Annotated in this window: 24 protein-coding genes; 15 read left to right on the top strand and 9 right to left on the bottom strand. The window is 43.9% G+C overall.

Annotated features, from left to right (window positions below; translation table 11 throughout):
• Window positions 1-5: 5 nt before the first annotated feature.
• The 3 genes from MED222_RS15330 (at window position 6) to MED222_RS22440 (ending at window position 2,640) form a co-directional block, all read left to right on the top strand.
• The gene (locus tag MED222_RS15330) at window positions 6-329 is read left to right on the top strand and encodes a DUF4144 domain-containing protein (protein WP_009846192.1); all 324 of its coding nucleotides are present in this window, start codon (window positions 6-8) and stop codon (window positions 327-329) included.
• Window positions 330-806: 477 nt separating this feature from the next.
• Window positions 807-1,685, top strand: a complete 879-nt coding sequence (locus tag MED222_RS22445) for a hypothetical protein (protein WP_009846191.1) — start codon at window positions 807-809, stop codon at window positions 1,683-1,685.
• Between the two features lie 67 nt (window positions 1,686-1,752).
• Window positions 1,753-2,640, top strand: a complete 888-nt coding sequence (locus MED222_RS22440; RefSeq protein ID WP_009846190.1) for a hypothetical protein — start codon at window positions 1,753-1,755, stop codon at window positions 2,638-2,640.
• Window positions 2,641-2,963: 323 nt separating this feature from the next.
• On the opposite strand, the gene MED222_RS15340 is transcribed toward MED222_RS22440, so the two are convergent.
• Window positions 2,964-4,292 carry an anaerobic C4-dicarboxylate transporter gene (locus tag MED222_RS15340; protein ID WP_004732879.1) on the bottom strand — a complete coding sequence of 443 codons (1,329 nt, stop codon included), beginning with the start codon at window positions 4,290-4,292 and terminating at the stop codon, window positions 2,964-2,966.
• 411 nt (window positions 4,293-4,703) lie between these two features.
• Here MED222_RS15340 and MED222_RS15345 point away from each other — a divergent pair, with 411 nt between their 5' ends.
• The 6 genes from MED222_RS15345 to MED222_RS15370 all read left to right on the top strand — a co-directional run bounded on the left by MED222_RS15345 (window position 4,704) and on the right by MED222_RS15370 (window position 9,628).
• Entirely contained in the window at window positions 4,704-5,363 is a 660-nt protein-coding gene (locus MED222_RS15345; RefSeq protein WP_009846189.1) for an HAD family hydrolase, read from the top strand.
• Window positions 5,364-5,573: 210 nt separating this feature from the next.
• Window positions 5,574-6,200, top strand: a complete 627-nt coding sequence (locus MED222_RS15350; protein WP_009846188.1) for an HD domain-containing protein — start codon at window positions 5,574-5,576, stop codon at window positions 6,198-6,200.
• Between the two features lie 42 nt (window positions 6,201-6,242).
• The gene (locus MED222_RS15355) at window positions 6,243-6,770 is read left to right on the top strand and encodes a GNAT family N-acetyltransferase (protein WP_009846187.1); all 528 of its coding nucleotides are present in this window, start codon (window positions 6,243-6,245) and stop codon (window positions 6,768-6,770) included.
• A gap of 155 nt (window positions 6,771-6,925) precedes the next feature.
• Complete coding sequence (locus tag MED222_RS15360) at window positions 6,926-7,612, top strand: DNA-3-methyladenine glycosylase I (RefSeq protein ID WP_009846186.1); 687 nt, start codon at window positions 6,926-6,928, stop codon at window positions 7,610-7,612.
• Window positions 7,613-7,869: 257 nt separating this feature from the next.
• On the top strand, window positions 7,870-8,751 hold the full coding sequence (locus tag MED222_RS15365; RefSeq protein ID WP_009846185.1) for an AEC family transporter: 882 nt from the start codon (window positions 7,870-7,872) through the stop codon (window positions 8,749-8,751).
• 349 nt (window positions 8,752-9,100) lie between these two features.
• The gene (locus MED222_RS15370; protein ID WP_232281801.1) at window positions 9,101-9,628 is read left to right on the top strand and encodes a hypothetical protein; all 528 of its coding nucleotides are present in this window, start codon (window positions 9,101-9,103) and stop codon (window positions 9,626-9,628) included.
• A 199-nt stretch (window positions 9,629-9,827) separates the two neighbouring features.
• On the opposite strand, the gene MED222_RS15375 is transcribed toward MED222_RS15370, so the two are convergent.
• The 3 genes from MED222_RS15375 to MED222_RS15385 all read right to left on the bottom strand — a co-directional run bounded on the left by MED222_RS15375 (window position 9,828) and on the right by MED222_RS15385 (window position 11,612).
• Window positions 9,828-10,346, bottom strand: coding sequence for a hypothetical protein (locus MED222_RS15375; protein WP_009846183.1), 519 nt, complete (start codon window positions 10,344-10,346; stop codon window positions 9,828-9,830).
• A 353-nt stretch (window positions 10,347-10,699) separates the two neighbouring features.
• Complete coding sequence (locus MED222_RS15380; protein ID WP_009846182.1) at window positions 10,700-11,101, bottom strand: hypothetical protein; 402 nt, start codon at window positions 11,099-11,101, stop codon at window positions 10,700-10,702.
• Between the two features lie 28 nt (window positions 11,102-11,129).
• The gene (locus MED222_RS15385; protein WP_009846181.1) at window positions 11,130-11,612 is read right to left on the bottom strand and encodes a MarR family winged helix-turn-helix transcriptional regulator; all 483 of its coding nucleotides are present in this window, start codon (window positions 11,610-11,612) and stop codon (window positions 11,130-11,132) included.
• Window positions 11,613-11,735: 123 nt separating this feature from the next.
• Here MED222_RS15385 and MED222_RS15390 point away from each other — a divergent pair, with 123 nt between their 5' ends.
• On the top strand, window positions 11,736-12,629 hold the full coding sequence (locus tag MED222_RS15390; protein ID WP_009846180.1) for a DMT family transporter: 894 nt from the start codon (window positions 11,736-11,738) through the stop codon (window positions 12,627-12,629).
• Window positions 12,630-12,724: 95 nt separating this feature from the next.
• Here MED222_RS15390 and MED222_RS15395 read toward each other — a convergent pair whose 3' ends face one another.
• The gene (locus MED222_RS15395) at window positions 12,725-14,008 is read right to left on the bottom strand and encodes an MFS transporter (RefSeq protein ID WP_009846179.1); all 1,284 of its coding nucleotides are present in this window, start codon (window positions 14,006-14,008) and stop codon (window positions 12,725-12,727) included.
• A 91-nt stretch (window positions 14,009-14,099) separates the two neighbouring features.
• On the opposite strand from MED222_RS15395, the gene MED222_RS15400 reads away from it, so the two are divergent.
• Window positions 14,100-15,836: an ABC transporter substrate-binding protein gene (locus MED222_RS15400; protein WP_009846178.1), complete on the top strand. Its 1,737-nt coding sequence runs from the start codon at window positions 14,100-14,102 to the stop codon at window positions 15,834-15,836.
• Between the two features lie 108 nt (window positions 15,837-15,944).
• On the opposite strand, the gene MED222_RS15405 is transcribed toward MED222_RS15400, so the two are convergent.
• Together MED222_RS15405 and MED222_RS15410 are read right to left on the bottom strand one after the other, a co-directional pair.
• Complete coding sequence (locus tag MED222_RS15405) at window positions 15,945-16,340, bottom strand: RidA family protein (RefSeq protein ID WP_009846177.1); 396 nt, start codon at window positions 16,338-16,340, stop codon at window positions 15,945-15,947.
• Window positions 16,340-16,648: a putative quinol monooxygenase gene (locus MED222_RS15410; RefSeq protein ID WP_012601159.1), complete on the bottom strand. Its 309-nt coding sequence runs from the start codon at window positions 16,646-16,648 to the stop codon at window positions 16,340-16,342. The genes MED222_RS15405 and MED222_RS15410 overlap by 1 nt, the downstream gene beginning before the upstream one ends.
• Before the next feature lie 114 nt (window positions 16,649-16,762).
• Here MED222_RS15410 and MED222_RS15415 point away from each other — a divergent pair, with 114 nt between their 5' ends.
• The 4 genes from MED222_RS15415 (at window position 16,763) to MED222_RS15430 (ending at window position 21,401) form a co-directional block, all read left to right on the top strand.
• Complete coding sequence (locus tag MED222_RS15415; protein WP_009846175.1) at window positions 16,763-17,665, top strand: LysR family transcriptional regulator; 903 nt, start codon at window positions 16,763-16,765, stop codon at window positions 17,663-17,665.
• A 265-nt stretch (window positions 17,666-17,930) separates the two neighbouring features.
• Window positions 17,931-18,848, top strand: a complete 918-nt coding sequence (locus MED222_RS15420; protein ID WP_009846174.1) for a DMT family transporter — start codon at window positions 17,931-17,933, stop codon at window positions 18,846-18,848.
• Window positions 18,849-19,110: 262 nt separating this feature from the next.
• Window positions 19,111-19,953, top strand: coding sequence for a helix-turn-helix domain-containing protein (locus tag MED222_RS15425; protein WP_032555111.1), 843 nt, complete (start codon window positions 19,111-19,113; stop codon window positions 19,951-19,953).
• A gap of 101 nt (window positions 19,954-20,054) precedes the next feature.
• A complete protein-coding gene (locus tag MED222_RS15430) occupies window positions 20,055-21,401 on the top strand; it encodes an MATE family efflux transporter (protein WP_009846172.1) in 1,347 nt (448 codons plus the stop codon).
• A gap of 102 nt (window positions 21,402-21,503) precedes the next feature.
• On the opposite strand, the gene MED222_RS15435 is transcribed toward MED222_RS15430, so the two are convergent.
• Window positions 21,504-22,685, bottom strand: coding sequence for an MFS transporter (locus tag MED222_RS15435; protein ID WP_009846171.1), 1,182 nt, complete (start codon window positions 22,683-22,685; stop codon window positions 21,504-21,506).
• Window positions 22,675-23,850, bottom strand: a complete 1,176-nt coding sequence (locus tag MED222_RS15440; protein WP_009846170.1) for a phosphotransferase — start codon at window positions 23,848-23,850, stop codon at window positions 22,675-22,677. The genes MED222_RS15435 and MED222_RS15440 overlap by 11 nt, the downstream gene beginning before the upstream one ends.
• Window positions 23,851-23,858: the final 8 nt, after the last annotated feature.

Here is a 23,858-nt window from a genome sequence, read left to right as displayed (position 1 = left end):
CAGTAATGATCAGTTGGCCATCTTTGGTAAAACTCGACGGGGACGATGAGCTTATTTACGTCGCATCCGAACACGAATTTCAAGCAGAATGCTCAGACATGATCTTGGGCGAAGAGGATTACCTCATTGATTCAGTGGGCGATAGCTACTCGCTTGAATCAAGCTCAAATCAACTGTCTCTCACGAAACAACCTGAGCACTATTCAGTTGAAAGCGTGACCAACCTGATTCGAAATCACGAGTTCCAGAAGGCAGAAGTGTGCCTGATGAAGATCCATTTCCTGACAATCGAAGAAGCGATTCAATCTTTGGCTTTTGAGCCTCGTTAATATTGGGTATTAATTCAAAACTTAGGTTCGGCTTAATACGTCCAAACAGAACAAACAAAAACAGCGCCAAATTAGACGCCGTTTCTATTTCTTGCCTCGTTATCACAAAGCTGGAGTTATCTTCGTTTAGATAACTTCTTTTGAAGCGTCCGTGATGATAAAGTTATCGATGTACCCATTAACATTGACCTCATCCTAGGTAATGTCCGGGGGTTTAACCGCTTTATCTAAGCCAATTAAGGTGTGAATGAGTATTGTAGGCGAGATAATCCCCTCTTTGACATACCTACTTGAATTAAGTGAAACTCTGCTTTTCTGTATGTACCGAAATTCTAATGACTTCCTAAGGATTACTCTATCCATTGGAGCATGTTTAAGAAGCCATGAGTGCGAGATGTCATCAAAGCAAGACTTTATATCTTCCTCGAATATCCATTTCGCCGCGCTCACCGATCAACCCTAGTTTAGGAGTTTAAAATGGCAAATCCTTTAGAACTCAATATCGATTATATTTTAAAACCCAACGGCAGCTTTCAGCCGCCAAGCGCCTGTGACATCGAATTTAAAAGATGGACAGGTAATCTTTATATGGCTTTTAAAAGCAATAAGGTAAAAGCGATACCTTACCTGCAGAGAGGTATTGATGCCGTTTATTCTCATCTTGAAGCGATGAAATATAGACACCATAAGAAGCTAAGTAGCAGTTATGGTTTTGGTGCCTCAGATGTGACAAATGATCCGGTGTGGATGGTTCTGCGCAGTCAGATTAGAGTACATTTCAAAAAAATAATAAGAGAAGTTCGCCCAAGTAAAACGCCACTGGAAAATATTCGCTTTAAATGTATTAACCGCACTACCTATAATTTTTTGCTACAGCAGATAAAACTCATCGAATCACTTAGAACAAATATTGTAAGAAACGGTGAGCTAGGACGTATACAGCTTGAAGTGATTGATGCACAACTTGATAGCCTGAAAAGTTTGTACGATCAGAAAGAGAACATTGATAATAATATCTGGCAGATCCTTAATGATCAGCATAAACGCAATTCATATACCGCACTTTGTCATAAAGGTATCAAGACCAGTTATGAAGATAAAGCATCAGCAAGAGACGGTGCGCTAAGTACTAAAAATACTCTGGATCTTTTTGCTGAAGGCAAAATTGAAATAAAACGTACTTGGGATTTTAGAAATATAGTCCGTAACCAAGCCTCAGTTAAGGCTGGTGTTGAAGCACGAGTTAAAGTAGAAACCGACTTGCATGCAAAATTCGGCAGCAATGGCGGGGCGGGGATTATGAAGGGGCGGGCGGGCAAGCCGGAAAATAGGCATAACAGGCAATGCCGGTGTTAGCCAAGGATTAGGAAAAGAAACCAACTTTTCACAGGCTGAGCTTGAAAATCGTAATGGTTTTGCACCAATGCAGTTGATCCCTGGCATCGATATCGGGGTTAACCTTGAACTGGCGGCAAAATTTGGCGTAATGGTTGAAGTCAGCCATGAACTGAGTATTGGACAGTTATTTGCTCTACAAAGCGAAGCGTCCTTATTTGTCGGCGCGGAAGTTAAAGCTCAGGTAAACGGAGCATTCAACAGCAGCAATATCCTCGGAGCTGATGAGTTTATTGTCGGCGCTATCGGTGGTAGTGCTTTTATCGGTGCTAAAGCGAAGGGATCGACAACAGCCGTTTTTAAAGCGCGCAGTATTGATGCTGCACGTTTTAAAATTGAAGCTTCGGTAAGTGCTGGCGCTGGAATAAACGCGGCACTTGAGGCTGTTGTACGCGGTAGCGGCGATATTAAAGTGAGAGCGGCTGCAGGCTTAACAGCAGGTATAGGTACTGATGTAGAGGCGGATACCATGGTTAATCCCCTTCTCCTTAAAATTTTGCTGTGGGATAAATTAGCCTCCCATTTAACAACAAAAGCTTATCAAAAGCGTAAAAATGAAAAATATGACCGCAGTGTCAACATAGTTGCACTTGGCCGATGTCAGAATAAAGCCCACACTTATATGATTTTATTAGATCAAAGCTATAAGTTGCTTGCTGAAGAATTATGGCGAATTTCTGTTATCACAGACTTTACTGAATCTGACATTGATGGAATGAGGGGGACTCTGCCGAATTTGTTCAGACCACCAGAACTTGAAGCCGCCTATTTAAGCTCAACGGATAACAGTGACGACGCATTGACCAATGCCCAGCTAGGAGTTGAAATAGCCGCTAATGCACGCTTTAAAGACAGGAAGAAAACAAAAAAACACGCACAAAAGGGCAGCTTGCTGATCTTAGAACCTCAAGTTTAGCCTTCAAAAATTACGCTTCTGTTGCGAATAGTAAATTGGATATTGCCCGAAAGGGTCAGCTGTAGTTGTGGTGGTAGTTATAGTTGTAGTTGTAGTTGTAGTGGTAACAGTCGTTGTAACAGTAACTGGCGAGAGAAGAAGCGATTCAGTCACTCGCCTTTGAGCCTCGTTAATATTGGTTATTAATTCGAAATCTAGGTTCGTATCAGAACTTCCAAACAGTAAAAACAAACACAGCGCCTAAATAGGCGCTGTTTTTGTTTGTTATCTCGTTATCGCTTAATTAAGCGACAAGAAGTCAGATTAAGCGATAAAAAGTGAGACTAAGCGATGAAAATCTGTGCCAATGCGTAGCCTAAACAACATGCACCCACTACACCGATTAAACCGACCGACATGAATGAGTGGTTGAAATACCACTTACCAATCTTGGTGGTACCAGAGACATCGAAGTTAACCGTAGCGATATCTGATGGGTAGTTCGGGATGAAGAAGTAGCCGTAAACCGCTGGCATTAAGCCGATAAGCAGGGCTGGGTCTAGTCCTAAGCCAAGACCAACAGGCAGCATCATACGTGCAGTAGCGGCTTGCGAGTTCACCACAACCGATACAATGAATAGCGCTAGTGCAAACGTCCATGGGTAGTTAGTCACCATTTCCACGATGCCCGACTTGAACTGAGGCATTGCGTATTGGAAATAGGTATCCGACATCCAAGCGATACCGAAGATAGCAATCGCTGCCACCATACCCGATTTGAATACCACGCCGTTTGGCACATCACGCGGGTCAGTTTTGGTCGCTAACAAAATGATACCGCCGAAACAGAGCATCATCATTTGGATGATCACCGACATCTTGATTGGCTTGTCGCCGTCTACGATGGTTCTGATCTCAGGCACCATCGCCACGATAACAATCACCACAATCGACAATAAGAAAATCAATACTGCATTACGAGCCGAAGTTGGAAGTACTTCATCCAAAGACGTCGCAGTGGTGCTTTCGATGCGCTTTTTCCACTCAGGATCTTTTAGACGCGCTTGGTATTCAGGATCGTCGTTCAGTTCTTTACCACGTTTCAAGCTATACAGAGAAAGTAAAAGTGTGCCGAACAGCGTTGCAGGAACCGTCACCATCAAAATAGAAAGCAGAGTAATAGAGTGTTGGATATCAGAAAGTTGCGCGAGGTAATAAACCACTGCTGCCGAGATTGGAGATGCAGTAATCGCCAGTTGAGATGCAACAGATGCAGCCGCCATTGGGCGCTCAGGACGAATACCATTCTTCAGTGCAACATCACCGATGATAGGCATGATGGAGTAAACCGCGTGGCCAGTACCTAATAGGAATGTCATCGAGTAAGTCACGAACGGTGCTATCAAGGTGACGCGTTTCGGGTTCTTTCTCAGTACCCTTTCGGCCACTTGCAGCATGTATTTCAAGCCACCAGCCGCTTCAAGAATAGAAGCACAGGTAACAACAGCGAGGATGATCAGCATTACGGTGACAGGTGGAGACGTTGGTGGCATCTTGAAGACAAACACCTCGATAACCAAGCCAATACCAGAAACAACACCTAAGCCAATACCGCCATATCGAGACCCGATATAAAGAACGACTAATAAAAATAGAAACTCAAAATACAACATAAGCAACCCTGCTAAAAATGTGGACTAATGATATTTTGTCCCTAAGTTCCGCTATTTACTTATCGCTTGGTCACACTATGATTGCAGACTCTCGCAAATTGTTTTTTCTAAGATTATGGTCACGCTAACTGAACCGTAAGTTTATGAAATGTAATAGGAAGACAGACTCTAAATCTAAATTTGTTATGTACGATAACCATTATTGTGACTGTTAGATCTGCATGGCCTATAAAGTGCCAGATTCATAACTTAACGATATTATTTTATTCATAATCAATCATATATAAAGTCATCCAGAAGCATACTCCCAATCTAACTAAGCATATTCTTACTGAACACTGACTCGCCTATCCCGAGACACTATGTCAAAATACTCGCCCTCACGATGACAACACATAAAGAACCACGGATATGAATTTTCAAGCTGCTATTTTTGATATGGATGGACTGTTACTCGACACCGAGCGACTTTGTATGCAGATTTTTGAAGAAGCATGTCACGCGCAAGATGTTCCGTTCTTGCAAGATGTTTACTTAGGCATCATTGGTTGTAACGCAAAAACCATCGAACAAATTTTTAGAAAGGGCTACGGCGAAGGGTTAGATTACCCGGCGCTGAACACCGAATGGCGCACTCGCTACAATGCGGTTGTTAAGCACCAAGCAATCCCAGTTAAAGATGGTGTTATCGAACTACTTGAATGGCTTAAAGCAAACGACATTCCAATCGCGGTTGCGACCTCCACTCAGCTTGATATCGCGAAAAAGAAGCTTGAACTGGCTGGGTTAGATTCTTACTTCGCTTCGTTAAGCACAGGCTGTGAAGTCACCAATGGTAAGCCTCACCCTGAGATCTACTTGCTAGCGGCAGAGCGCTTAGGTGTTGCACCTGAAAATTGCCTAGCGTTTGAAGATTCAAACAACGGTATTCGCGCATCTATGGCAGCCAACATGATCAGCTTCCAGATCCCAGATTTGGTAGAACCATGTGACGAAGTGAAAGCGCTTGGTCACACGATCAGCCCTTCCCTACATCATGTGTTAGCGCAGCTTCAGCAAGCCGTCGCTTAAGCTCTAATTACTGTTGATAATGCTTTTATCTATCTCGTCCTAAAATACGTAGACAAGCCTCTCTATTAAACCGACTCACTGAGTCGGTTTTTTTGTTTATATTCCTTTTATAAAAGATAAAAAATCGCGCAAGAAACTGTTACAGTCGAGATGAAACGATACTAATCGATAAGCAACATTGATAACGTCTACAGATGGAGAAAGGGACGCGTGATTAAAAGATTTGAAAGCCAACTGCTTGATTTTGCTCAGCAAGAGATGACACAGGATGCCGCGCACGACATCAGCCATATCAAGCGAGTAGTCAAAACTGCTGAGGTTTTGTGTACTCAAGAACAGGCTAAGCTTGAGGTCGTTCTTCCTGCCGCTTACCTTCATGATTGCTTCACCTTCCCTAAGAACCACCCAGACAGAGCCCAAAGCTCAAAAATGGCGGCAGACAAGGCGATCTCTTTCCTCAAATCTATCGAGTATCCCGCGTCCTATCTCGACGAAATCCATCACGCTATTGTCACTCACAGTTACAGCGCCAACATCACACCAGAAACCTTGGAAGCACAGATTGTTCAAGACGCAGATCGCCTAGATTCTCTCGGTGCGATTGGCATTGCTCGCTGCCTATACGTGGGTCAAAGCTTTAACGCTGAACTCTATAACCACGAAGACCCATTCGCGAAGCAGCGTGACTTGGATGACAAGCACTACAGCGTCGACCATTTCTACGTGAAGCTGTTCAAGCTAGCTGAAACCATGAATACAGAATCAGCCAAATTAGAAGCCAATAAGCGCACCGACTACATGCGTGGATTTCTTGATCAGTTGGCCGCAGAAGTTTAACGGCTTAGAAAAAGAGACACGCGATAAGGAAGAGAGAAGGATATGGAAATAAACCGCTTTAAAGCATCCGACGCCGACGAGATCGTCACTTGGTTTACATCCCTAGAAGACTACGTTCTATGGGGCGGACGGACATTTGGTTGGCCCTTAAAAGCAGCCTCCATCATCGAACGTTCTCAAGAACCACATGTCGAGCTATATACCTTTTCTGCATCTAAGTCATACTCTGAACCGAACGCCGATTCAAACGCCAACTCAAATACCGATGACTTGCTTGGCTTTATGGAGTTTCAACGCATGTCAGACAATGAACTTCGCTTTTGCCGAGTCGCGATTAACCCAAACCAACGAGGTAAAGGGCTTGGGCAATCCATGATAGAAAGTGCATTAGAAGCTGCGAAAGAAATCCCAAATATCACCACCATCACCTTGGCCGTATTTAAGCAAAACCACGGAGCAAAACGCTGCTACGACAAAGCAGGATTTCAGGTGGTAGACAAAGAGCCGAGCGTGAAAGAGTTCAATGGCAAAACGTGGCCCTTGTATCAGATGGAATTAAAGCTCTGCTAGTTCATTTTAATTGTCAGGTTAATTTTAGTTACCAGGATTGTTTTAATTAACAGACTTATTTAGTTAATCGACTTGTTTTAATTGCCAGATTCAGCCCCATATCATTAAGCACTGGCTACATACTCAAGATACACAGATGTAATTTGGAACCTTCAATGACCCAAGAAAAATTCGACACTATTTATCAACGTGCTGCTCACCGTAAAGGCGGAGCAGCCGAACTCGAAAAGATTGTTCGTACGCCCCTTTCTCAAGCCGAGTTATCGCAAATCACCGACGACCGTTGGCTAGCCGCCTTTACTGAAAAAGTATTCCAGTGTGGCATTTCGTGGAATGTGGTGAGAAAGAAATGGCCGCAATTTGAAGAGGTGTTCTTTGAGTTCAACATCGAGAAAATGCTGATGCTGCCGAATGAGATGTGGGAACAGAAAGCGCAAGACCCGCGCATTATTCGCCACCTCACTAAAGTGATGACCATCCCTGCCAATGCCACCATGATCCACAATGCTAAGCGTGAAGCCGATTCATTCTCGCAAATGGTTGCCGACTGGCCATCAGAACGTATCACAGAGCTGTGGGATTACCTGAAAAAACACGGCAAGCGATTAGGTGGTAATACTGGTGCCTACACTCTGCGTCAAATGGGTAAAGACACCTTCATCTTGTCATCAGATGTTGAAGCGCACCTGCGCAGTACCGATGTGCTAGATAGCGGCCGTAACACCAAGCGAGCACAACTGGCAGCGGGTAAAGCCTTCAACGAATGGCAGCAACAATCAGGTCGTAGCCTGAGCGAAATCAGCCAGATCGTTGCCTACAGCTGTGGTGATAATCGCGTTTAGTGGTCACCGTAGTTAATTAAAGAACCCGTCCAGATTTATCTAGCCTTTAAAGACCCGTTGCTGATGCCACTGGTCTTTTTTGTGCTTCATTCAAAGAAATGTAAATTAACCGCTGACAGACAACGATCTTCGGTGACGCCAAGTCATTATGTTGATAGGTTAATGTTTATACATCTCGATTTCATACGTATCTATAGCGCTCTCTAAAACATTCGTTTCTCCGCTAAATGGATGTACTAAACCTAGAAAGGAATTCTATGTTCGAACAGGTCATCAGCATTCTGTTTCCCGTTTTTGCTTTAGCCAGTGCTGGCTTTGCGGTCGGTCGTTGGCTCAAGCCCGATTTCAAACCGATCAATCGCATCAACATGGATGTGTGTATCCCTGCGCTAGTGTTTGCATCGCTGACCACCATGCCTCTCGACACAGAGCAATTGCCACTCATAACCGCTTCTTTGGTCGCAGTGTTAGTGCCTGCATTGTTGATGATTCCGATCTGTAAGATCTTTAAGCTCAATTTCAAGGCTTGGGCTCCGCCACACATGTTCCGTAATAGTGGCAACCTAGCCATTCCCCTATTCACTTATACCTTTGGCGAGAGCGCATTAGCCCCTGCGGTATTACTATTTGTGGTATCGGCATGTGTCCATATCAGTGTGGGGTTGGCGCTATTGAGCGACGGTAATCCGATCAAACAGATCCTCAAGATGCCAATCTTCTTAGCGGCTGCGCTAGCGATGACGCTCAACCTGTCTGGAATTACCGTGTGGAATCCAATCTACGAAGCCACATCACTGCTTGGGCAAGCTGCTGTTCCTATCATGCTATTGTCGTTAGGTTCGCAAATGGTCAACTTGAGACTGAGCGGATTAAAGGTCGGCTTGTTGTGTACGGCTCAATCCCTGTTTACAGGGGCGATCGCTTTTACCATCATCTATTTCTTTATCCCGCTGCCGACGCTGCACTTACAAATGATGGTACTGTTCACCATGCTGCCACCCGCTGTGATGAACTACCTGTTTGCAGAGAGGTTCAATGTCGAGCCCCCTAAGGTCGCATCTATGGTGTTGTTTGGTAACTTCCTAAGTGTGGTTACCCTACCAATCTTGTTGTCGTTCGCACTGTCTATATCGAGTTGAATCTCGATCTAAGGGAAGATTTGTCATTCATTACAGTTATAAAAATGGGCAGATAAACTGCCCATTTTTGCATTCATACAGTTAGGATTAACTATTTCCATAATTGAACCAGAACTTAGAGCTATACAAAAAAAATTAAAATCGTTGTTGGTTATTGCAGTTATGTTTAATATACAATCATCAAGCAAAGGAATGGGTTATCGCCCCCCTATACAGCACAATCAAGATGGACAACAAGAACAGACATTTTCTTTGACTTAACTTTCGAAGAACTTCATCGCTTTGGCGTGACAATAAATAAAGCATGACCAAGCGCTTTACTCCACTATTACTATCTTTTGTAAGTCATATGAAAATTAAAAATGTAATACCTCTACTGCTATGCCTCTTCTCTCATCAAGCTATATCTGCGGCAAATTTCACAACGGACTTTGTAGAACTTGGGATGCAAGCAAAGCCTATGGGGTTAAGCGTGGATGGTGGACGCGACATCAACGATAGCTTGGCGATTTTGGGCGGCCTTAGTACCAACACAGCCGAAGATGAAAGCAACTTTGATGCGTACATCGGCCCTCAAGTTTATGGTCCAATAACTCAAGGGATCGACTTAAATACGCAGCTGCTACTCCATTTCAACAAAAACTCATACGCAGCTGGAGAAACGAAAGCTTATGTCGAATTTAATGCGGGTATTCGAGCGTGGATCACTCAGAGAGTAGAAGCCCATGTGCTTGCGGGTTCTAACGGAGAGCACTCAATCTTTACGTTTGGAGCCAGGTTCCATGCCACAGATAAAGCAGTGTTTGCAGTTGCTTCCAAAAACAACGGTCTTTACGGCCCTCAATTACAACTTTCGGTTAGATATCAATTTAAGTAGCCACCTTTATAAACAACTTTCCGCTACTGTTGGATCCAACATAAAAATAGCGTCAGTAATTCAATACTGACGCTATTTTTTTATCTCTAATTCAGACACATCCTATTAGTTATACGCTTACCTAAAGTTATACGCTTGCCTAGCTATTGAGTTACCCATTGATATAGCGATGAACCGTGAACTACAAACATTCAGTGAACTATGAGCATTTATCCAACTTGAGCTCTGCTGTCACCTTAGTAAGACGTAGTGCAATCGCGAAACACACTAAGTAAGGACTCACATACCAAAAGATACTTTCTAGGGGCTGCTTCACCTGCGCTTCTCTGGTTTTTATATATTGGTTTTTCTGCTTTTCATACTGACTCAGCATACCGTACACCCACACCGCATCACTTTCAACTAACGACACGCTAGGCGCAGGAACCGTAAAATCCGATGCATTGGGTAACAAGGTGAAATCGACATCTTTAAACGTAATCGCCGTATTCAAATACCACAAACACGCGTCGTGGTACTGAGCGTGATTATCTAAAGATGGCTGACCTGTACAGGTATCACTTCTCAGCTTATCCAAAGAGAACCGCTGAACAGATTCTAAAATCGCCACCGCTCTGGTTTGTTCGGTTTCAACCCAATCACCCGCCACCTTCGCTCTAATCTCAGACACGGCACCAAGCATTCCGATACCCGCTAAAAACGGCCATAAATAATCCATACGCTTCCATTTTCGCCGACTCAGGTTGAATCCACACCAAATTGGAATATGTAAGAGGAGCGTTAGTCCAAGTGACAGCAGAACGAAGTTCAAGGAGCTAGAGAGCATGAGCTCGCTATCGAAAAAGTTCTTCATAATGAGAAGCTTGCCTGTATAACCAAGAGAAATTTGATACTAGGTTCGATATAAGAAAAGTGTGTAAGAGGAAAGTAAAAACAGCACTAAAAATTGGTGTTAACGCTGTTTATTTGGGCCTATAACCACCGATGGCAGGGCTTAACCACTCGTTACTCAGAAATGGCTAAGTTGTTCAGTTGTTCAGTTGTTCACGATACACAAGATGCTAAAGGCTCTTACGCGCCAGACTTGAGGTAGATACCTACTTCTCTTAGCTGTGCTTTAATGTCTAACATTTGGACGTGCGATAGCACTAATTGGATCAAATTGAATATTGCTCCAGCGAACATCAAACCCGCGACATAACCAGACCATGCTTGGTGATCAACTTGATACAGAGTATTGAACGAAAGAACGAAGAAGATGAGACTGGAAAAACCAATAGCATACTCATTACAGTTGTAGACGTATGAATTCGTCGCGTAATCGTATTTGATTTTTACCTTTCCACCCGCTCTGCCTAGCTTAAGATTAAGAACATTTCCGCTAACCTCATATTCCAATCCATTAATTAATACAACGCGCTCTACTTTCTCAAGCATATCTGTTTTTTCCGTATTATTTTGAATACTGTCCATAGTCGTACCCTACTCAGCCACCTAAAAATTATTCGTACGCACTCAACCATGTTTTCAGAAGTTGGTTGGTGTTCTTCTTCTGACTCGCAGACAATGATTTAACCAGTTTTTTCTGCGTTTCGACATGCTTTGTCATCATTTGGTCAATCAGAATAAGACCATCTTTGGTTAGCTGAACACTCACGCTACGTCTATCTTCTTTGCTGTGTTCACGGCTGATCAGCCCTTTGGCTTCTAGCTTATCAAGGCGATTGGTCATCGCACCAGATGTCAGCATCATCGACCCAATCAGTTCTGATGGCGTCAGTCGGTAAGGCTTTCCAGAACGTCGCAACGTCGCCAGCACATCAAACTCACCCAGCTTCATGTCGTATTTTTTATGAAGCTCGGCAACTTGCGTCTCCATATACTTGGCAATACGCATAATCCGACCCATCATTGCCATTGGCTCAGTTTCTAATTCAGGCTTTTCCTTTGCCCATTGCTCTACTACGCGGTCGATAGCATCCATTTGCGATCTCGCTCCGTTGTTAGTCTGATTAATTCAAACTAGTTTAACATAAAGATACTTTACAACCATATGATCTAGGTATACAGTTCATACAACTATTATCTTAATGTAAAGATATTTCATATGAACATATTATTAGCAATGATTCCCGCGTTCTTTTGGGGAACAACCTATGCAGTGACGCAATTTACGCTACAGGAATGGCCCCCCTTATTATTGGGTGCTTTGCGTGCGTTGCCTGCTGGTTTGTTATTGCTAGTAGTAAAACCGACACTGCCTCAAAAAGGCGAATGGCAGATCATTTTCACATTGGGTCTTATCAATATTGCGACCTTCTTTAGCTTAATCTTCGTGATGGCGTTGACGTTGCCTTCGGCAATCTCCGGTGTAGGTATGATCTCTGTGCCAGTGTTTGCGATGATCTTCCATTGGGTAGTAAAGAAACAGCGTCCGCAATTGATTCAAGCCTTGTCTGGTGTTGGATTAATCACATTGGCGTGGATATTGTTTAATCCAAGTCAAATCGCATTAAACCCAATAGGTTTAGGCGCCATGTTCGCTGCAATCATGTGTATCGTTATCGGCAGTAGCATTACCAAGTCACTGGGTAATCGCATGCACTGGTGGAAGGTATTAACGTGGCAACTGATTCTAGGCGGTACGATTTTATCTGTCGCGTCTGGCGTTCACGCATTCATCGACCCGCAGCCTTATGTTAACGCTGTCACTCATTTCGATACTCGTAATGCTATGGGACTCATGTGGGTGATTGGCCTAAACACAGCGCTGGGTTACGGCATGTATGTGTGGTTACTGCAACGTATGTCCGTAGTTGATTTCACCTTCGGTGGCATCGCAAACCCAGTGGCTGGCATCGTGACAGGCATGGTGTTAATGGGTGAATCATTCACTGCAGTCCAGTATTCGCTAATGACCGGCATGATAGTGATGTCGCTGCTACCACAACTTATTCTGGCAGTAAGACAGTCCAAACAAGTTAAGCCTGTTACGCAGTAGACGCAGCCTCTTAAACGTATTGCTCAAAAACGCGCCTCATTGAGGGCGCGTTTTTTGTTGGTGGCTAGACTCTCAAAGAACCAAAGAGTCGCGCTCTACTCAATATGTCGGACTTTGGTCATCAGCAGAGCTAAAGCGGTAAATAATTGAATAATGAAGCAGAGCACAAAAATATTTGGCACGTCGAATACTGTTACCAAATAACCGGAAGCCGCTAACCCAAAGGGCATCAATAATTTAAATAAAGATCCCGTAATGCCTGCAACTCGGCCTAAATGTTGCTCATCGAAAGCTTCTTGCCGGTAACTCCAGATGCAAATACTGCTGTACACGCCAATCGCACTCACCCACATAAACGCGCCCATTAATACCCATTTACCATCAAGACTAAACAGCCCATCACCAACAAAAGATGACATTAAAAGTCCGCTAGCTTGGTCGCCGTCTATGAATAATACAGGAATAATAAAACCGACCGCTTCAAGTGCAATAGAGACCATAAGTAAAACACCTAAGCCGATGCGTTGACGAACTTTGTCAGCAGTAAACGAACCTAACAGCCCTCCGATTCCAGATGCTGCAATCAGGTAGCCCACCTCCATATGGTTTAAAGCCAGCTCTGCTTTTGCAAAGTAGATAGCTTGAATCCAAAATACCGCTCCCGTGGTATTTATCACCATCACTGCTAAGGTAATGTGCCACATGTTCTTGTTCGCATACAAGATCAGCCAACCCTCTTTCAGTGCGCTAATCACCGACTGATGAGCAACGGGCATAGCCGGCTTGAATTCCAATTTATTGAGCTGCCAAAACGCTAGCACATACATCACTGCAATAAGTAAAAACACATTATGTAACGCGGATAACAGAAGCAGACCACCAGACAAAACCGGGCCGACCGTTTCTAGCAAACTGTACAAAGAGCTCATTCTTGCGATGGCGGTATTTTGCATGTACTGAGGTAAAACGTTTTTCATCATCCCGATACGTGCATTGTGATAACCATAGTTAAACGCCATCATCAGGAATGCACACGGAAACAAAGCATATAGAGGGTTGGAAAGCCAACGCACTGCAATATATGAGATAACCAACACCAGCACTTGTCCGAGCAACATGCATTGTGACCAATGCTTTTTATTAAACTTATCAACCCATACACCGATGAACAGCGCTAAGAGTAGATTGGGCAAAAACTCGACCGCTCTCATCCACCCCATCATCTCTGAAGACTGTGTTAACTCGTACACCAACAAGGGCAGAGCAAGGTCATAAATCTTGGTTCCAAATGCAACGAAGAACGCCGTCGAAAACAACACAATAAAGCTCGAGCTTTTCCAAATAGAGGACGTAGCCTCTTCTTTATTTACACCTTCCATTTTTCATTCCTTTTAAAAACAATCGAATAACCCTATTATCGAGATTAAAAGATGAAGAAAAATAGAAAGATTCAGCAAGGATTTCACCTTTATGCATTACTGGAAGGCACTGGCATTTTTACGTTCTCGGGTACTCATTAACCAACCAACTCAACTTTCGCTTACAGAAATTACTGAAGCTCTAGGTTGTACCAAACGCAACGCTCAACTGATTATCAAAAAGCTAGTAAACGAAGGCTGGATTGATTGGAAGTCAGGCGTTGGACGGGGCAACCTACCCACACTCACTCTACTCAAAAACGTGAACCATGAGTTGGAACTGAGGATTGATGAATTACTATCGGAAAACAAGGTCGACCAAGCTTTAGAGCTTATTGAAGAGTCGCAACGCGATCAGTTCCTGCTTGGTTATATCAGCCGCTATCAGAGCTTGCCGACTACGCTCGATATTCTGCAAATCCCTTTCTATAGAGGCACACATAGCCTAGACCCGATTGAAGTGACACGACGCACTGAAGCACACATCACCCGTTACCTGTTCAGTAACTTACTGCGTTTCAACACGCGTACTCACTCGTTTGAAGGTGATCTTGCAATTGACTGGTCCCAAGATGAAAATCGTTGGTATTTCACTTTGCGAAAAGGCTTAGTGTTTCATGACGGCTCATCGATTCTAGCGCAAGACATCAAAGCGCACTTTCTACGCCTGATCGGCAGCAGCCATCACAATAGTCAGCAATTTAAATGCATCTCTACCATTACGGTTATCGATCCGCTTCACCTCTGTTTTGCTATCAATGCCAACGCAGGCTACCTTCCATCGCTACTATCGAGCTCTGCCGCAGGTATTGCCAAGAAAGTAGGAGAACAAATCATTGGAAGTGGCAGCTTTAAACTAGTGGAACAGTCAGAGTGGCTAACCAGACTCGAAGCTTTCAAGGCCTACTATGGGCACCGACCTTGGGTAGACGGCATTGAGATTTGGAATGTTGGCGATAAAGCCAAAGACTATGAAATGCACTGCGACATTGTTCACTCACATCCGCACTATCAACAATCGTTATTACAGAACGAGCTAGCAGAGATAGAGCAGTGGGAGAAAGGCTGCGAGTACGCCTTGCTCAACTCACATCGCCACCCTTGGCTCGCAGAACCACAACACCTTAGGTCACTGAATGATTTACTGCGTTTACTTGGTGTCGCGAAAGACATTCCTCTGAATACTGTCGGCTACGCATATGGAATGCTGTCGACGTCTAGTCAGCCATCGAAATCTAAGCTAGTGACGGCGAATGACAAAGACGCATTAAAAGTGGCTCGACAATTCGCAGATAAACTAAACAAGCCTAAACAACCGATAAAAATCCTAACCTATCAGCTGTTTGATCACATAAAAATGGCTCGCCACTATTGTGAACAACTTAATGAACTTGGTTTTAGCTGCGAATATCAGGTGCTCGAATTTCCAGATTTTTGCCAACAAAGCAACCTACAAAATGCGGATATATTGATCAGTGGTGAAGTGTTTTCAGACAATCTCGACAGCAGCTGGATGGGATGGCTACAAAGTTCTATTGCCTTAGAGGTTTGTTTAACTGACGAGCAAAAACAGTGGCGTAACAAAAGCCTTGAACAGCTATGGGTTCTCAATGACTACCACCAGCGACAATCGGCCTTTCTAGAGCTTGAGGCACAATTAATAGAGTTCGGTGTTTATAGACCGATTTTCCACGTAAAACAGCAACTCAATTATGCTAAAACAGTTAATCCTGTTGAGCAGCTGGCGAATGGTTGGATCGATTTCAACCAAATCACTATGCGTCGCTGAATAGCAATATTTCTAGATAAGAAATCACCCCTTTATAGTCTGATTAAATAAAGGGGCTTTTTGCTTCATATCATGTCTTTCGTATCAATTGAGTATACAGAGATCGACTTAAATCAGTTTCGCTGCTTCGGCCTCAATTTCAACTTTCCATCGCTCGTCAAAGAGCCCTTGCACAAACAGTAATGTCGTTGGGAGACCACCAACATCGAAAGGCAATTGCTGCTTTGCGGCTTGATAGTCAGACATATCATTCCGGTCCACTAAGTACAGCCTTACACTGATTAAATCTTCGATATCCATTTGGTTTGCCTGAAGCACACCTCTCAGATTTTTCCAAGCCAGTACAATCTGTTGTTCCGCACCTTCAGCCACCATTCCTTCGCTATCAATCCCTAGTTGCCCAGCGATGTGCAATCGCGTTGAACCTGCGGGGATCAACGCACATTGATGATAATTAGCGGCTGGAGCGGGTACTGAAGAAGGGCTCCATATCTTATTCATCATTACGCCTCAGAGGCTGTGACGATTTTTGACATGACGGTGATAATTGGCATATCCGTAAGCATCGCGCCTAAACGGTCAAAATCACCAATATCTTTGCGCCAAGCAATGTATTCATTAAAGTGAGCGGTACTTTCCCATTCTTCACATAAAACCAAGGAATTTTCTGCCAAATCTTTTTGATAAAGCTCCGCAGAAAGGTTGCCGTTAAAAGTACGAGTATCTGGCAATATTTCATTAAAAAACTCAACGATCTCTGCCGTTTTATCTTCAGTATGGCTCAAGGTAAATTGCACTAAAATAGTCATCATTCTCTCCGTTTTCTTATTTTGTTAAGGTACGAGGAGAATCTTACTTGTTTGTTAAAATAGATAAATACAGTAATATTTGAAACATAGTTCGATTTAATAAGACAATGAACCACCATGAAAAACGAATTACATCGCATGCAAGTGTTCGCCCAAATTGTAGAATCGGGCTCCATAACGAAAGCGGCTGATAAGCTAGATCTCTCAAAATCTGTCGTTAGCCATCACTTACAAGGGCTTGAGCAACACCTTGGTGTGAAATTACTCACTCGAACAACACGTCGCCAATCCTTAACCGACGCTGGACAACGTTTTTATCAACGATGCTTAGAAATGCGAAAATTAATGTCGCTTGCGGAAGAAGAAGTACGCGAGTCCTGTTCTGATTTTGCAGGCACTATCACCATCACATCCCCACACACATTGATGACACATCTTATTGGACCTGCAATGTGTGAGTTTATGAAAAGCCACCCTCGTATCGAGCCTCAACTATTGGCCAACGATATGCGCGTAGATCTTATCGAGAAATACATAGACCTGTCGGTCACTGTTGGGGCTCTTCCTGATTCAACGTCTCGTGCAATTAAGCTCGGAGAGCTTCATCAAGTACTGTGCTGTCACCCAGATTATCTTACTAAGGTGCAAATACCGCAGCCAATCACGCCAAGTGACCTCTCCCAATATGACTACATTGCCAATCAGTGGGAAGGAATCAACAGCCAAAGAAGCTTTGAAATTAATAAGGGCAAAGTAAGCACGTATCAATTCAGGGCAAGTAGAATCGGAGATAGCGTTCCGACGATCCGCATGATGGCCTTAAATGGGTTGGGGATTGCCTGTTTACCTAAACAAGCAATTGAAGAAGACCTGAAAAAAGGAACATTGGTAAACATCTTGCCCAAAGATCAAGTTCTTAAAGCCTCTTTCTATGTCGTACATAATTATGGGTTACAGGTGCCAGCCAGAATTCGCGCCTTTATTGAACACCTAAAACAACACGCTGAATCTTATTCTTAATATCTTTCAACCAAATTTCCATACGTCGCTAAACTGACGATTTATCGACCAACATTAAACCTCACAAAGAATAATGGCTTTGTTCAAGTTATCTAAAATAAAATAATTTTCTTCAAAACAATTACATTATAGATTTAATTTCCACAAAAAACTCAAATTAGAGATAAAAAGGCAAAACTTTTCTCCGACTACCTTTCTATACTGTGCCACGTCATTAAGGCGCCACAAGCCTATGATTTAAAATAATTATTAATGAGTAGTCACCATGAATTCGAAGTCGCTAACTATCTTGCTTTTTGTCTCTGTTTGCTTAATTTGGGGAACCACTTGGTTCGCTATGGAAGTGGCATTGCATTCTATCCCACCTATTTTTGCCACTGCGTTACGCTTTTTACTTGCAGCACCTTTGCTTGCGGTATTAGCAAAAGTCTTCAACCAACCTTTGCTTTTCCCTAAAGGTAAACGTCAATGGCTGCTTATTGTGGCACTGATGTATTTTGCTATTCCGTTCACTTTGATGATCTATGGTGAGCAATACATCTCTTCTGGTCTAGCGTCGATCATCTTCGCCAACATGCCAGTCGCTGTCATGCTGATGTCGGGTTTATTCTTAGGTCTACGATTGGCGAAACATCAAATCTTTGGTTTGGTCACAGCTGTTGTGAGCCTATGTTTAATCCTTGGCAATGAAATGCAAATGGGTGGTGATGATTACCTTATTGGCACGGTTTGCTTAGGCCTTGCAGTTGCCATTCACGCAGTGATGTATGTTTTAGTTCAAAAGCACTGTAAAGGCATCGAAGTACTTACCTACAACGCCGTTCCGAGCTTAATTGCTTCTCTATTCTTGTTCGCAGTTTCAGCGATGGGTGAAAGCGTTAATGTTGAGTCCTTCACTTGGGATTCAATCTCAGCTGTCGTGTACCTAGGTTTTGTGGCGAGTGTTGGCGGGATTGTGGCTTACTTTAAATTAGGACAAGTTTCGACACCTTTCCAAGCGTCTATCTGCTTCCTAATCTTCCCAGTGGTTGCGCTGCTGATCTCTTGCTACATCAATGGTGAGGTTCTATCTGAACAGTCTCTGCTTATGATGATCCCTCTACTTTGTGGCATCTTGCTGACCAAGGCACCTAGGGGAATCTTCAAGCTGCGTTCAACGCTTAAAACAGCAAGTAGCAACTAGGCTAATAATCTGTATATATAACCCTAGGGCTCGCAATGAGTCTCTAGGGTTTTATTTAGTTACCACTCCGACTTAAAATTCTCTCTCACGTCCTCCTCATATACTTCAACCAGTTCCAACGCGCCGCAGGTTCACTGCTCATATCAAATAGCCAATAACGCATCAATCGAATGACTTAAAAGTCACTATCGACTACATTAGAAACGCCGAGAACAACGGCTCTAATCTTAATTGCACCGTCTGTCTTCAACCAAGGAATGTCATGAGAACTCCCATCAAACACATGCGCCTCGTCAAAGGTCAGCCTTGTAGGGTTGAGGAGCTGACTAACAGCGACGACGCGTTCTTAGAACCGCACAGACATGAATACTGGGAGTTGGTTTGGTGCGTGGATAGCTTAGGCAGTCAGAGCATTGATTTTGTAGACTATGACAACAAGGTCGGCCGTATTTTTACCATTGCTCCGGGTCAGGTTCACCGATCTGAACTCGTGGGAGAAAGCGCTCGCTTGCTGGTGTTTACCCCAGGCTTTGTCAAGACCAACTATCGCAACACACAACTGGTCGACACCGTTTTTGCCATGCATCAAAGTCGCCCTCCCTACTTAGATTGCAGTGAAGAAGGCAACCGCTACCTACTGCCTATTTTCACTATGATTAAAGAGGAATGTGCACGAGAAGAGAGCGACTGGGATTTGGTAGAATCCCTCATGAATAGCTTTTTGCGCTACATATTACGTTTCGCAACCCAATCATCATTGAAAGGCGAAGTGCGTGACAGCCGAGTAAACCAAGTAGTCGATTTGATTGAGCAACACTACACCACCCACAAGAGTTGTGAGTTTTATGCGCAAGCACTGTCGATAACTAACAAGCGCATCAATGAGATCGTGAAGGCTGAACGAGGTAAAACGGTCACCCAACTGATCCACGATCGAATCATCTTGGAAGCGAACCGAGAATTGATTTTTTCGACCAAGACAATTAAAACCATCGCCTTTGAACTTGGCTTCGAAGACCCAGCCTATTTCAGCCGTTTTTACCGAGGGCAGATGAAAGAGCCCCCTGCAGAGTTTCGAACTCGATGTGCAGATAGTGCAACATAATAAGCAGATAATCCCTTTTTTGAACCCAGTTAAGTTCGGATAATGCTCCCTCTTTATTTCATCCAATTTGGTTAAATCCAATTTGTTGGGAGCTAACTCCAGTGGCCATCAACCTAAAAACCGATCCAATATCTAAATCCTTTTATCAATACCTTTGGCCAGCGCTAACCGGCATGGTGATCAAGTCTCTTTTCATCATGGGAGATGCTTGGTTCGTCGGACGCGGTGTTGGCCCAGATGGGCTTGGTGCTATCGCGCTAACCATCCCTGCTTTCTCAATATTTACCGCTATCGCGATGATGGTAGGTATTGGCGGCGCGGCTCTTATGTCTATTGAAGTCGGCAAAGGCAATTCGGCGTCGGGTCAAACACTCTTTAGCCAATCAATGCTCAGTACTGCCCTACTTAGTACCATTTCAGTCAGCATCGCTCTGTATTTTCTGGACGACATTATTGCGTTAATGGGCGCTTCTGAATACATGGCTGAACTGACTCACGATTACCTGTCTGTGATGCTGCCATTCTTTGTTTTGTACTCGTTAGCTTGGGTCATGTCGTGCTTTGTTCGTAACGATACCAACCCGAAACTGGCGACTTACGCAATGTCGATAGGTGCCGTGGTCAACCTAGTGTTGGACTACTTCTTTGTCTTGAAATGGGGCTGGGGGATGAAAGGGGCAGCCTACGGTACAGCCATTGCACAAGGTGTCATCGCTTGCATTTTATTAAGCCACTTTGTACGTAAACAAGGCACCTTGGAACTGAGCTTAAAAGGGATTGGTTTTAACAAACTGCCAAGCATTCTAAAAATAGGCACGCCGACTTTCTTCATAGAAGTGACCGCAGCGATGACAATTTTATTGTTCAACTACGTGTTGTTGCATCAGTTTGGTGAGAATCACATTATCGCCTATGGCTTAACCGCAAACATCGGAGTATTTGCGTTGTTTGTAATGGTCGGAATCGCTCAAGCCTGCCAGCCAATCATCAGCTTTAATCATGGTGCTAATCAGCCAAACCGCATCGAAGCAATTTTTCGCTTAGGTTTAAAAAGTGCAATGGGTAGCGGCTTGGTGTTTATGATTATTGTGTACCTGTGTGCGCCTCAAATCGCAGCCCTCTATTTAGGTGATTCGAGTGATTTGATAGGGCTATCTGCAACCGCCTTAACGTTCTTTTTCTTTGCTGTACCACTAATGGGAGTCAACTTGGTGATCGCCAACTTGTTTCAGGCAACGGCGAAGCCTAAGCAAGCGACACTAATCTCTCTTGGTCGTGGTTTTGTCTTCGTCGCATTAGGCATCGTCATCTTACCTAAGCTATTCCCAGAGCAAGGGATTTGGGCAAGTATTCTGTTCGCCGAGACCCTAACCGCGATAGTCAGCCTCAGCATGTTACGCAGCTACAGGAAACGCTTTACAGGCTCTTTAGAAAAGCAGGTGGCCTAGGAAGTAATCCGTTTAAAGCGTAACACTCCTTGATCATCAAACGGCACATACAAAAAAGCTCCAATAGCGATATTGGAGCTTTTTTGTTGCCTCTACCTACCGTTAACGCCAGCTAAACATTCGCACTTCATTGCCCTCTTCGGGCTTCTTAGGGATGTTTAAAGACAACGCCAAAGATACCGCCGCCATCGCAGCACCTATGTAGAAAACCGTTGCAGGGGACGATAACCAAATCACCCCAAATACGACCGGAATAACAACCGCTGCAATATGGTTGATGGTGAAAGAGACACCTGCTGTTGATGCCATGTCGGCAGGATCGGCGATTTTCTGGAAATAGGTTTTGATCGCTAATGCGAGTGCAAAGAACAGATGGTCGACAACATACAGCGCCGCTGCCCATTCCGCGCTTTGTACCAAACCATAACCGACAAACACACCAATCAAACCAACATACTCGAAGATCAGGGCCTTGCGCTCTCCAACCACACCGATAAATCGACCAATACGTTTTGCGAATAAGAAGTTAAACAGGTAATTAATTAAGAACAGTAGCGTTACGTCAGCAGCTGAGTAACCAAACTTCTCTACCATTAAAAAGCCAGCAAATACCGTGAAGATCTGTCTTCTCGCGCCACTCATAAAGGTGAGCGCGTAGTAGAGCCAGTAACGCTTTCTCAGCACCAATTTCTTATTTTGTTGAGTCTTGGTTTGAAACTCAGGAAAACCAAAGGTCATCACCAAAACCAGAATAAAACCAATACCGCCAGTAATGCCGTACACCCAAGCAAAATCGAGCTTCAGCTGTTCTAACATCACCCAGATTGAGCCATAAGTAATTAACGAAGCCAACGCGCCAACGGAGATCATCTTACCAAGCATCTCAGGTGCTTCTTCTTTACTCAGCCATTGGAGTGACAAAGACTGCTTGAGCGTTTCAAAATAGTGAAAACCCGTCGACATCAAAATGGTGGTCAGCAATAGGCCAGTAAGTGAAGGAAACAAACCGGTAATCGCCGTACCGACAGTGAGCATCGCCAGCGATATCAACATGAAGCGTTGCTCGCGAATGAACGCCAACACAAACACCACGGTAAAGGCCAAGAAGCCAGGGATCTCACGAACACTTTGCAATAAACCAATATCCGCACCATCAAAGTTCGCTTTCTCAATAACAAAGTTATTCAGCAGCGCCATCCAGCTCGAAAACGCGATAGGGACAACAATTGAAATCAGTAATAAGAAGTTTTGCGGCGTTTTCCAGCTCGCGGTTTTATCGAACATTGACGGACTCCTGTTCGTCTAATTGGTTAAGCACTCGTAAGGTTAGTTGCTCGGTATACGGGTTGATCTTCCAATGCTCAGGGCTCCAACCTTTAACAAAACGTTGAAAATCAGCCCATGCCACGTAAAACATTGGTCGCCATGCGGCTTCAACATCATCGAATGAAAGGTGTGGCTGATAGTGCATGAGTGCCGCTTTCAAGTATCGAAAGTAAGCCTCCAAGATCTCTGCTTCAAGCTGCGCGCAATCTTGCGGCCTAACCGCGCTGCTCATGAACAAGGCCACATCTTTCATCGCACAACCACGCCCAACGTATTGGAAATCAACGGCAGCAGCGCGCTCGCTTTTTAAATCAAAGCAGAAGTTGGCAAGCTTAGCGTCACCATGTACCAAGGTTTGATATGGGCACGCCCTTAATAGATTATCAATGTGCTGCGCTTGGCTCTTAAGCGGTAAATCAGCCAATGCGTTTAACTCGTCAGGCCGCGTGTCTAAATGCCAATATGTGCCGACTTGCCACAATGAAGCTGAATGTTCTTGATCGACATTGATGTGCTTTGCGTGAAAGTTACCGAGCCATTTAAGGCAAGCATCGCGTTGGTTTTGCTCTTCTAGTGTGTAACCAGACGCCAGATCAGACTGAGTATCTTTGATTACTAAATCATCAAAAGCAGCAAGCACATCAAACTGAGAAGTTAACGGAAAACCGATTTCGGCCAAGTCTTGCATAACGATAAGCCACTCGTTCTCTTGTAGCTCACATTGCAACCCCACAGGTACAGGACAACGCTCATCCCACAGTTGGGTAAACGACTGATACCACGCGGTCTCAACTTGGTAAGAGTGTACTTTACGCTGATGAGATAGCTTGGTATTCCACCCCTTCGGGTGTTCTGCTTTATCTGGCAATGCGACATGTTTAACAATTACGCTGTTGAATGAAGAACGCCTTTCTTTAGAAAAAACCAAACGAACTAATTCACCATACCCGCCCCATAGGCTTTGAATTACCTGGACATCAAACCCTTGATGACAACCCAGTGAGGCCGCTATTTTTTGATAAAGCTCATTTTGATAAAACTCTTGTTGATAAAGCTCTGGCTGATTTTGACTTGAATTCGCTATCGGTTGAGCGAGATTTTTTGACGATATTGATTGAGACATATACTCGT

The sequence above is a fragment of the Vibrio sp. MED222 genome, from assembly GCF_000153005.1.
GTDB lineage: Bacteria > Pseudomonadota > Gammaproteobacteria > Enterobacterales > Vibrionaceae > Vibrio > Vibrio tasmaniensis_A.
Note: the sequence above shows the minus strand (reverse complement) of the source record. Positions and strands in the feature narration are given on the sequence as shown.

Excerpts from the sequence above, each read along its gene's own strand:
- MED222_RS15330 (WP_009846192.1), top strand. The coding sequence starts at position 6 with ATGATCAGTTGGCCATCTTTGGTAAAACTCGACGGGGACGATGAGCTT.
- MED222_RS15375 (WP_009846183.1), bottom strand. The coding sequence starts at position 10,346 with ATGGATTATTTATGGCCGTTTTTAGCGGGTATCGGAATGCTTGGTGCC.
- MED222_RS15380 (WP_009846182.1), bottom strand. The coding sequence starts at position 11,101 with ATGGACAGTATTCAAAATAATACGGAAAAAACAGATATGCTTGAGAAA.
- MED222_RS15405 (WP_009846177.1), bottom strand. The coding sequence starts at position 16,340 with ATGATGAATAAGATATGGAGCCCTTCTTCAGTACCCGCTCCAGCCGCT.
- MED222_RS15400 (WP_009846178.1), top strand. The coding sequence starts at position 14,100 with ATGCATTACTGGAAGGCACTGGCATTTTTACGTTCTCGGGTACTCATT.
- MED222_RS15365 (WP_009846185.1), top strand. The coding sequence starts at position 7,870 with ATGTTCGAACAGGTCATCAGCATTCTGTTTCCCGTTTTTGCTTTAGCC.
- MED222_RS15395 (WP_009846179.1), bottom strand. The coding sequence starts at position 14,008 with ATGGAAGGTGTAAATAAAGAAGAGGCTACGTCCTCTATTTGGAAAAGC.
- MED222_RS15340 (WP_004732879.1), bottom strand. The coding sequence starts at position 4,292 with ATGTTGTATTTTGAGTTTCTATTTTTATTAGTCGTTCTTTATATCGGG.
- MED222_RS15420 (WP_009846174.1), top strand. The coding sequence starts at position 17,931 with ATGAATTCGAAGTCGCTAACTATCTTGCTTTTTGTCTCTGTTTGCTTA.
- MED222_RS22445 (WP_009846191.1), top strand. The coding sequence starts at position 807 with ATGGCAAATCCTTTAGAACTCAATATCGATTATATTTTAAAACCCAAC.
- MED222_RS15370 (WP_232281801.1), top strand. The coding sequence starts at position 9,101 with ATGAAAATTAAAAATGTAATACCTCTACTGCTATGCCTCTTCTCTCAT.
- MED222_RS15390 (WP_009846180.1), top strand. The coding sequence starts at position 11,736 with ATGAACATATTATTAGCAATGATTCCCGCGTTCTTTTGGGGAACAACC.
- MED222_RS15345 (WP_009846189.1), top strand. The coding sequence starts at position 4,704 with ATGAATTTTCAAGCTGCTATTTTTGATATGGATGGACTGTTACTCGAC.
- MED222_RS15360 (WP_009846186.1), top strand. The coding sequence starts at position 6,926 with ATGACCCAAGAAAAATTCGACACTATTTATCAACGTGCTGCTCACCGT.
- MED222_RS15410 (WP_012601159.1), bottom strand. The coding sequence starts at position 16,648 with ATGATGACTATTTTAGTGCAATTTACCTTGAGCCATACTGAAGATAAA.
- MED222_RS22440 (WP_009846190.1), top strand. The coding sequence starts at position 1,753 with ATGCAGTTGATCCCTGGCATCGATATCGGGGTTAACCTTGAACTGGCG.
- MED222_RS15435 (WP_009846171.1), bottom strand. The coding sequence starts at position 22,685 with ATGTTCGATAAAACCGCGAGCTGGAAAACGCCGCAAAACTTCTTATTA.
- MED222_RS15415 (WP_009846175.1), top strand. The coding sequence starts at position 16,763 with ATGAAAAACGAATTACATCGCATGCAAGTGTTCGCCCAAATTGTAGAA.
- MED222_RS15355 (WP_009846187.1), top strand. The coding sequence starts at position 6,243 with ATGGAAATAAACCGCTTTAAAGCATCCGACGCCGACGAGATCGTCACT.
- MED222_RS15440 (WP_009846170.1), bottom strand. The coding sequence starts at position 23,850 with ATGTCTCAATCAATATCGTCAAAAAATCTCGCTCAACCGATAGCGAAT.
- MED222_RS15425 (WP_032555111.1), top strand. The coding sequence starts at position 19,111 with ATGAGAACTCCCATCAAACACATGCGCCTCGTCAAAGGTCAGCCTTGT.
- MED222_RS15385 (WP_009846181.1), bottom strand. The coding sequence starts at position 11,612 with ATGGATGCTATCGACCGCGTAGTAGAGCAATGGGCAAAGGAAAAGCCT.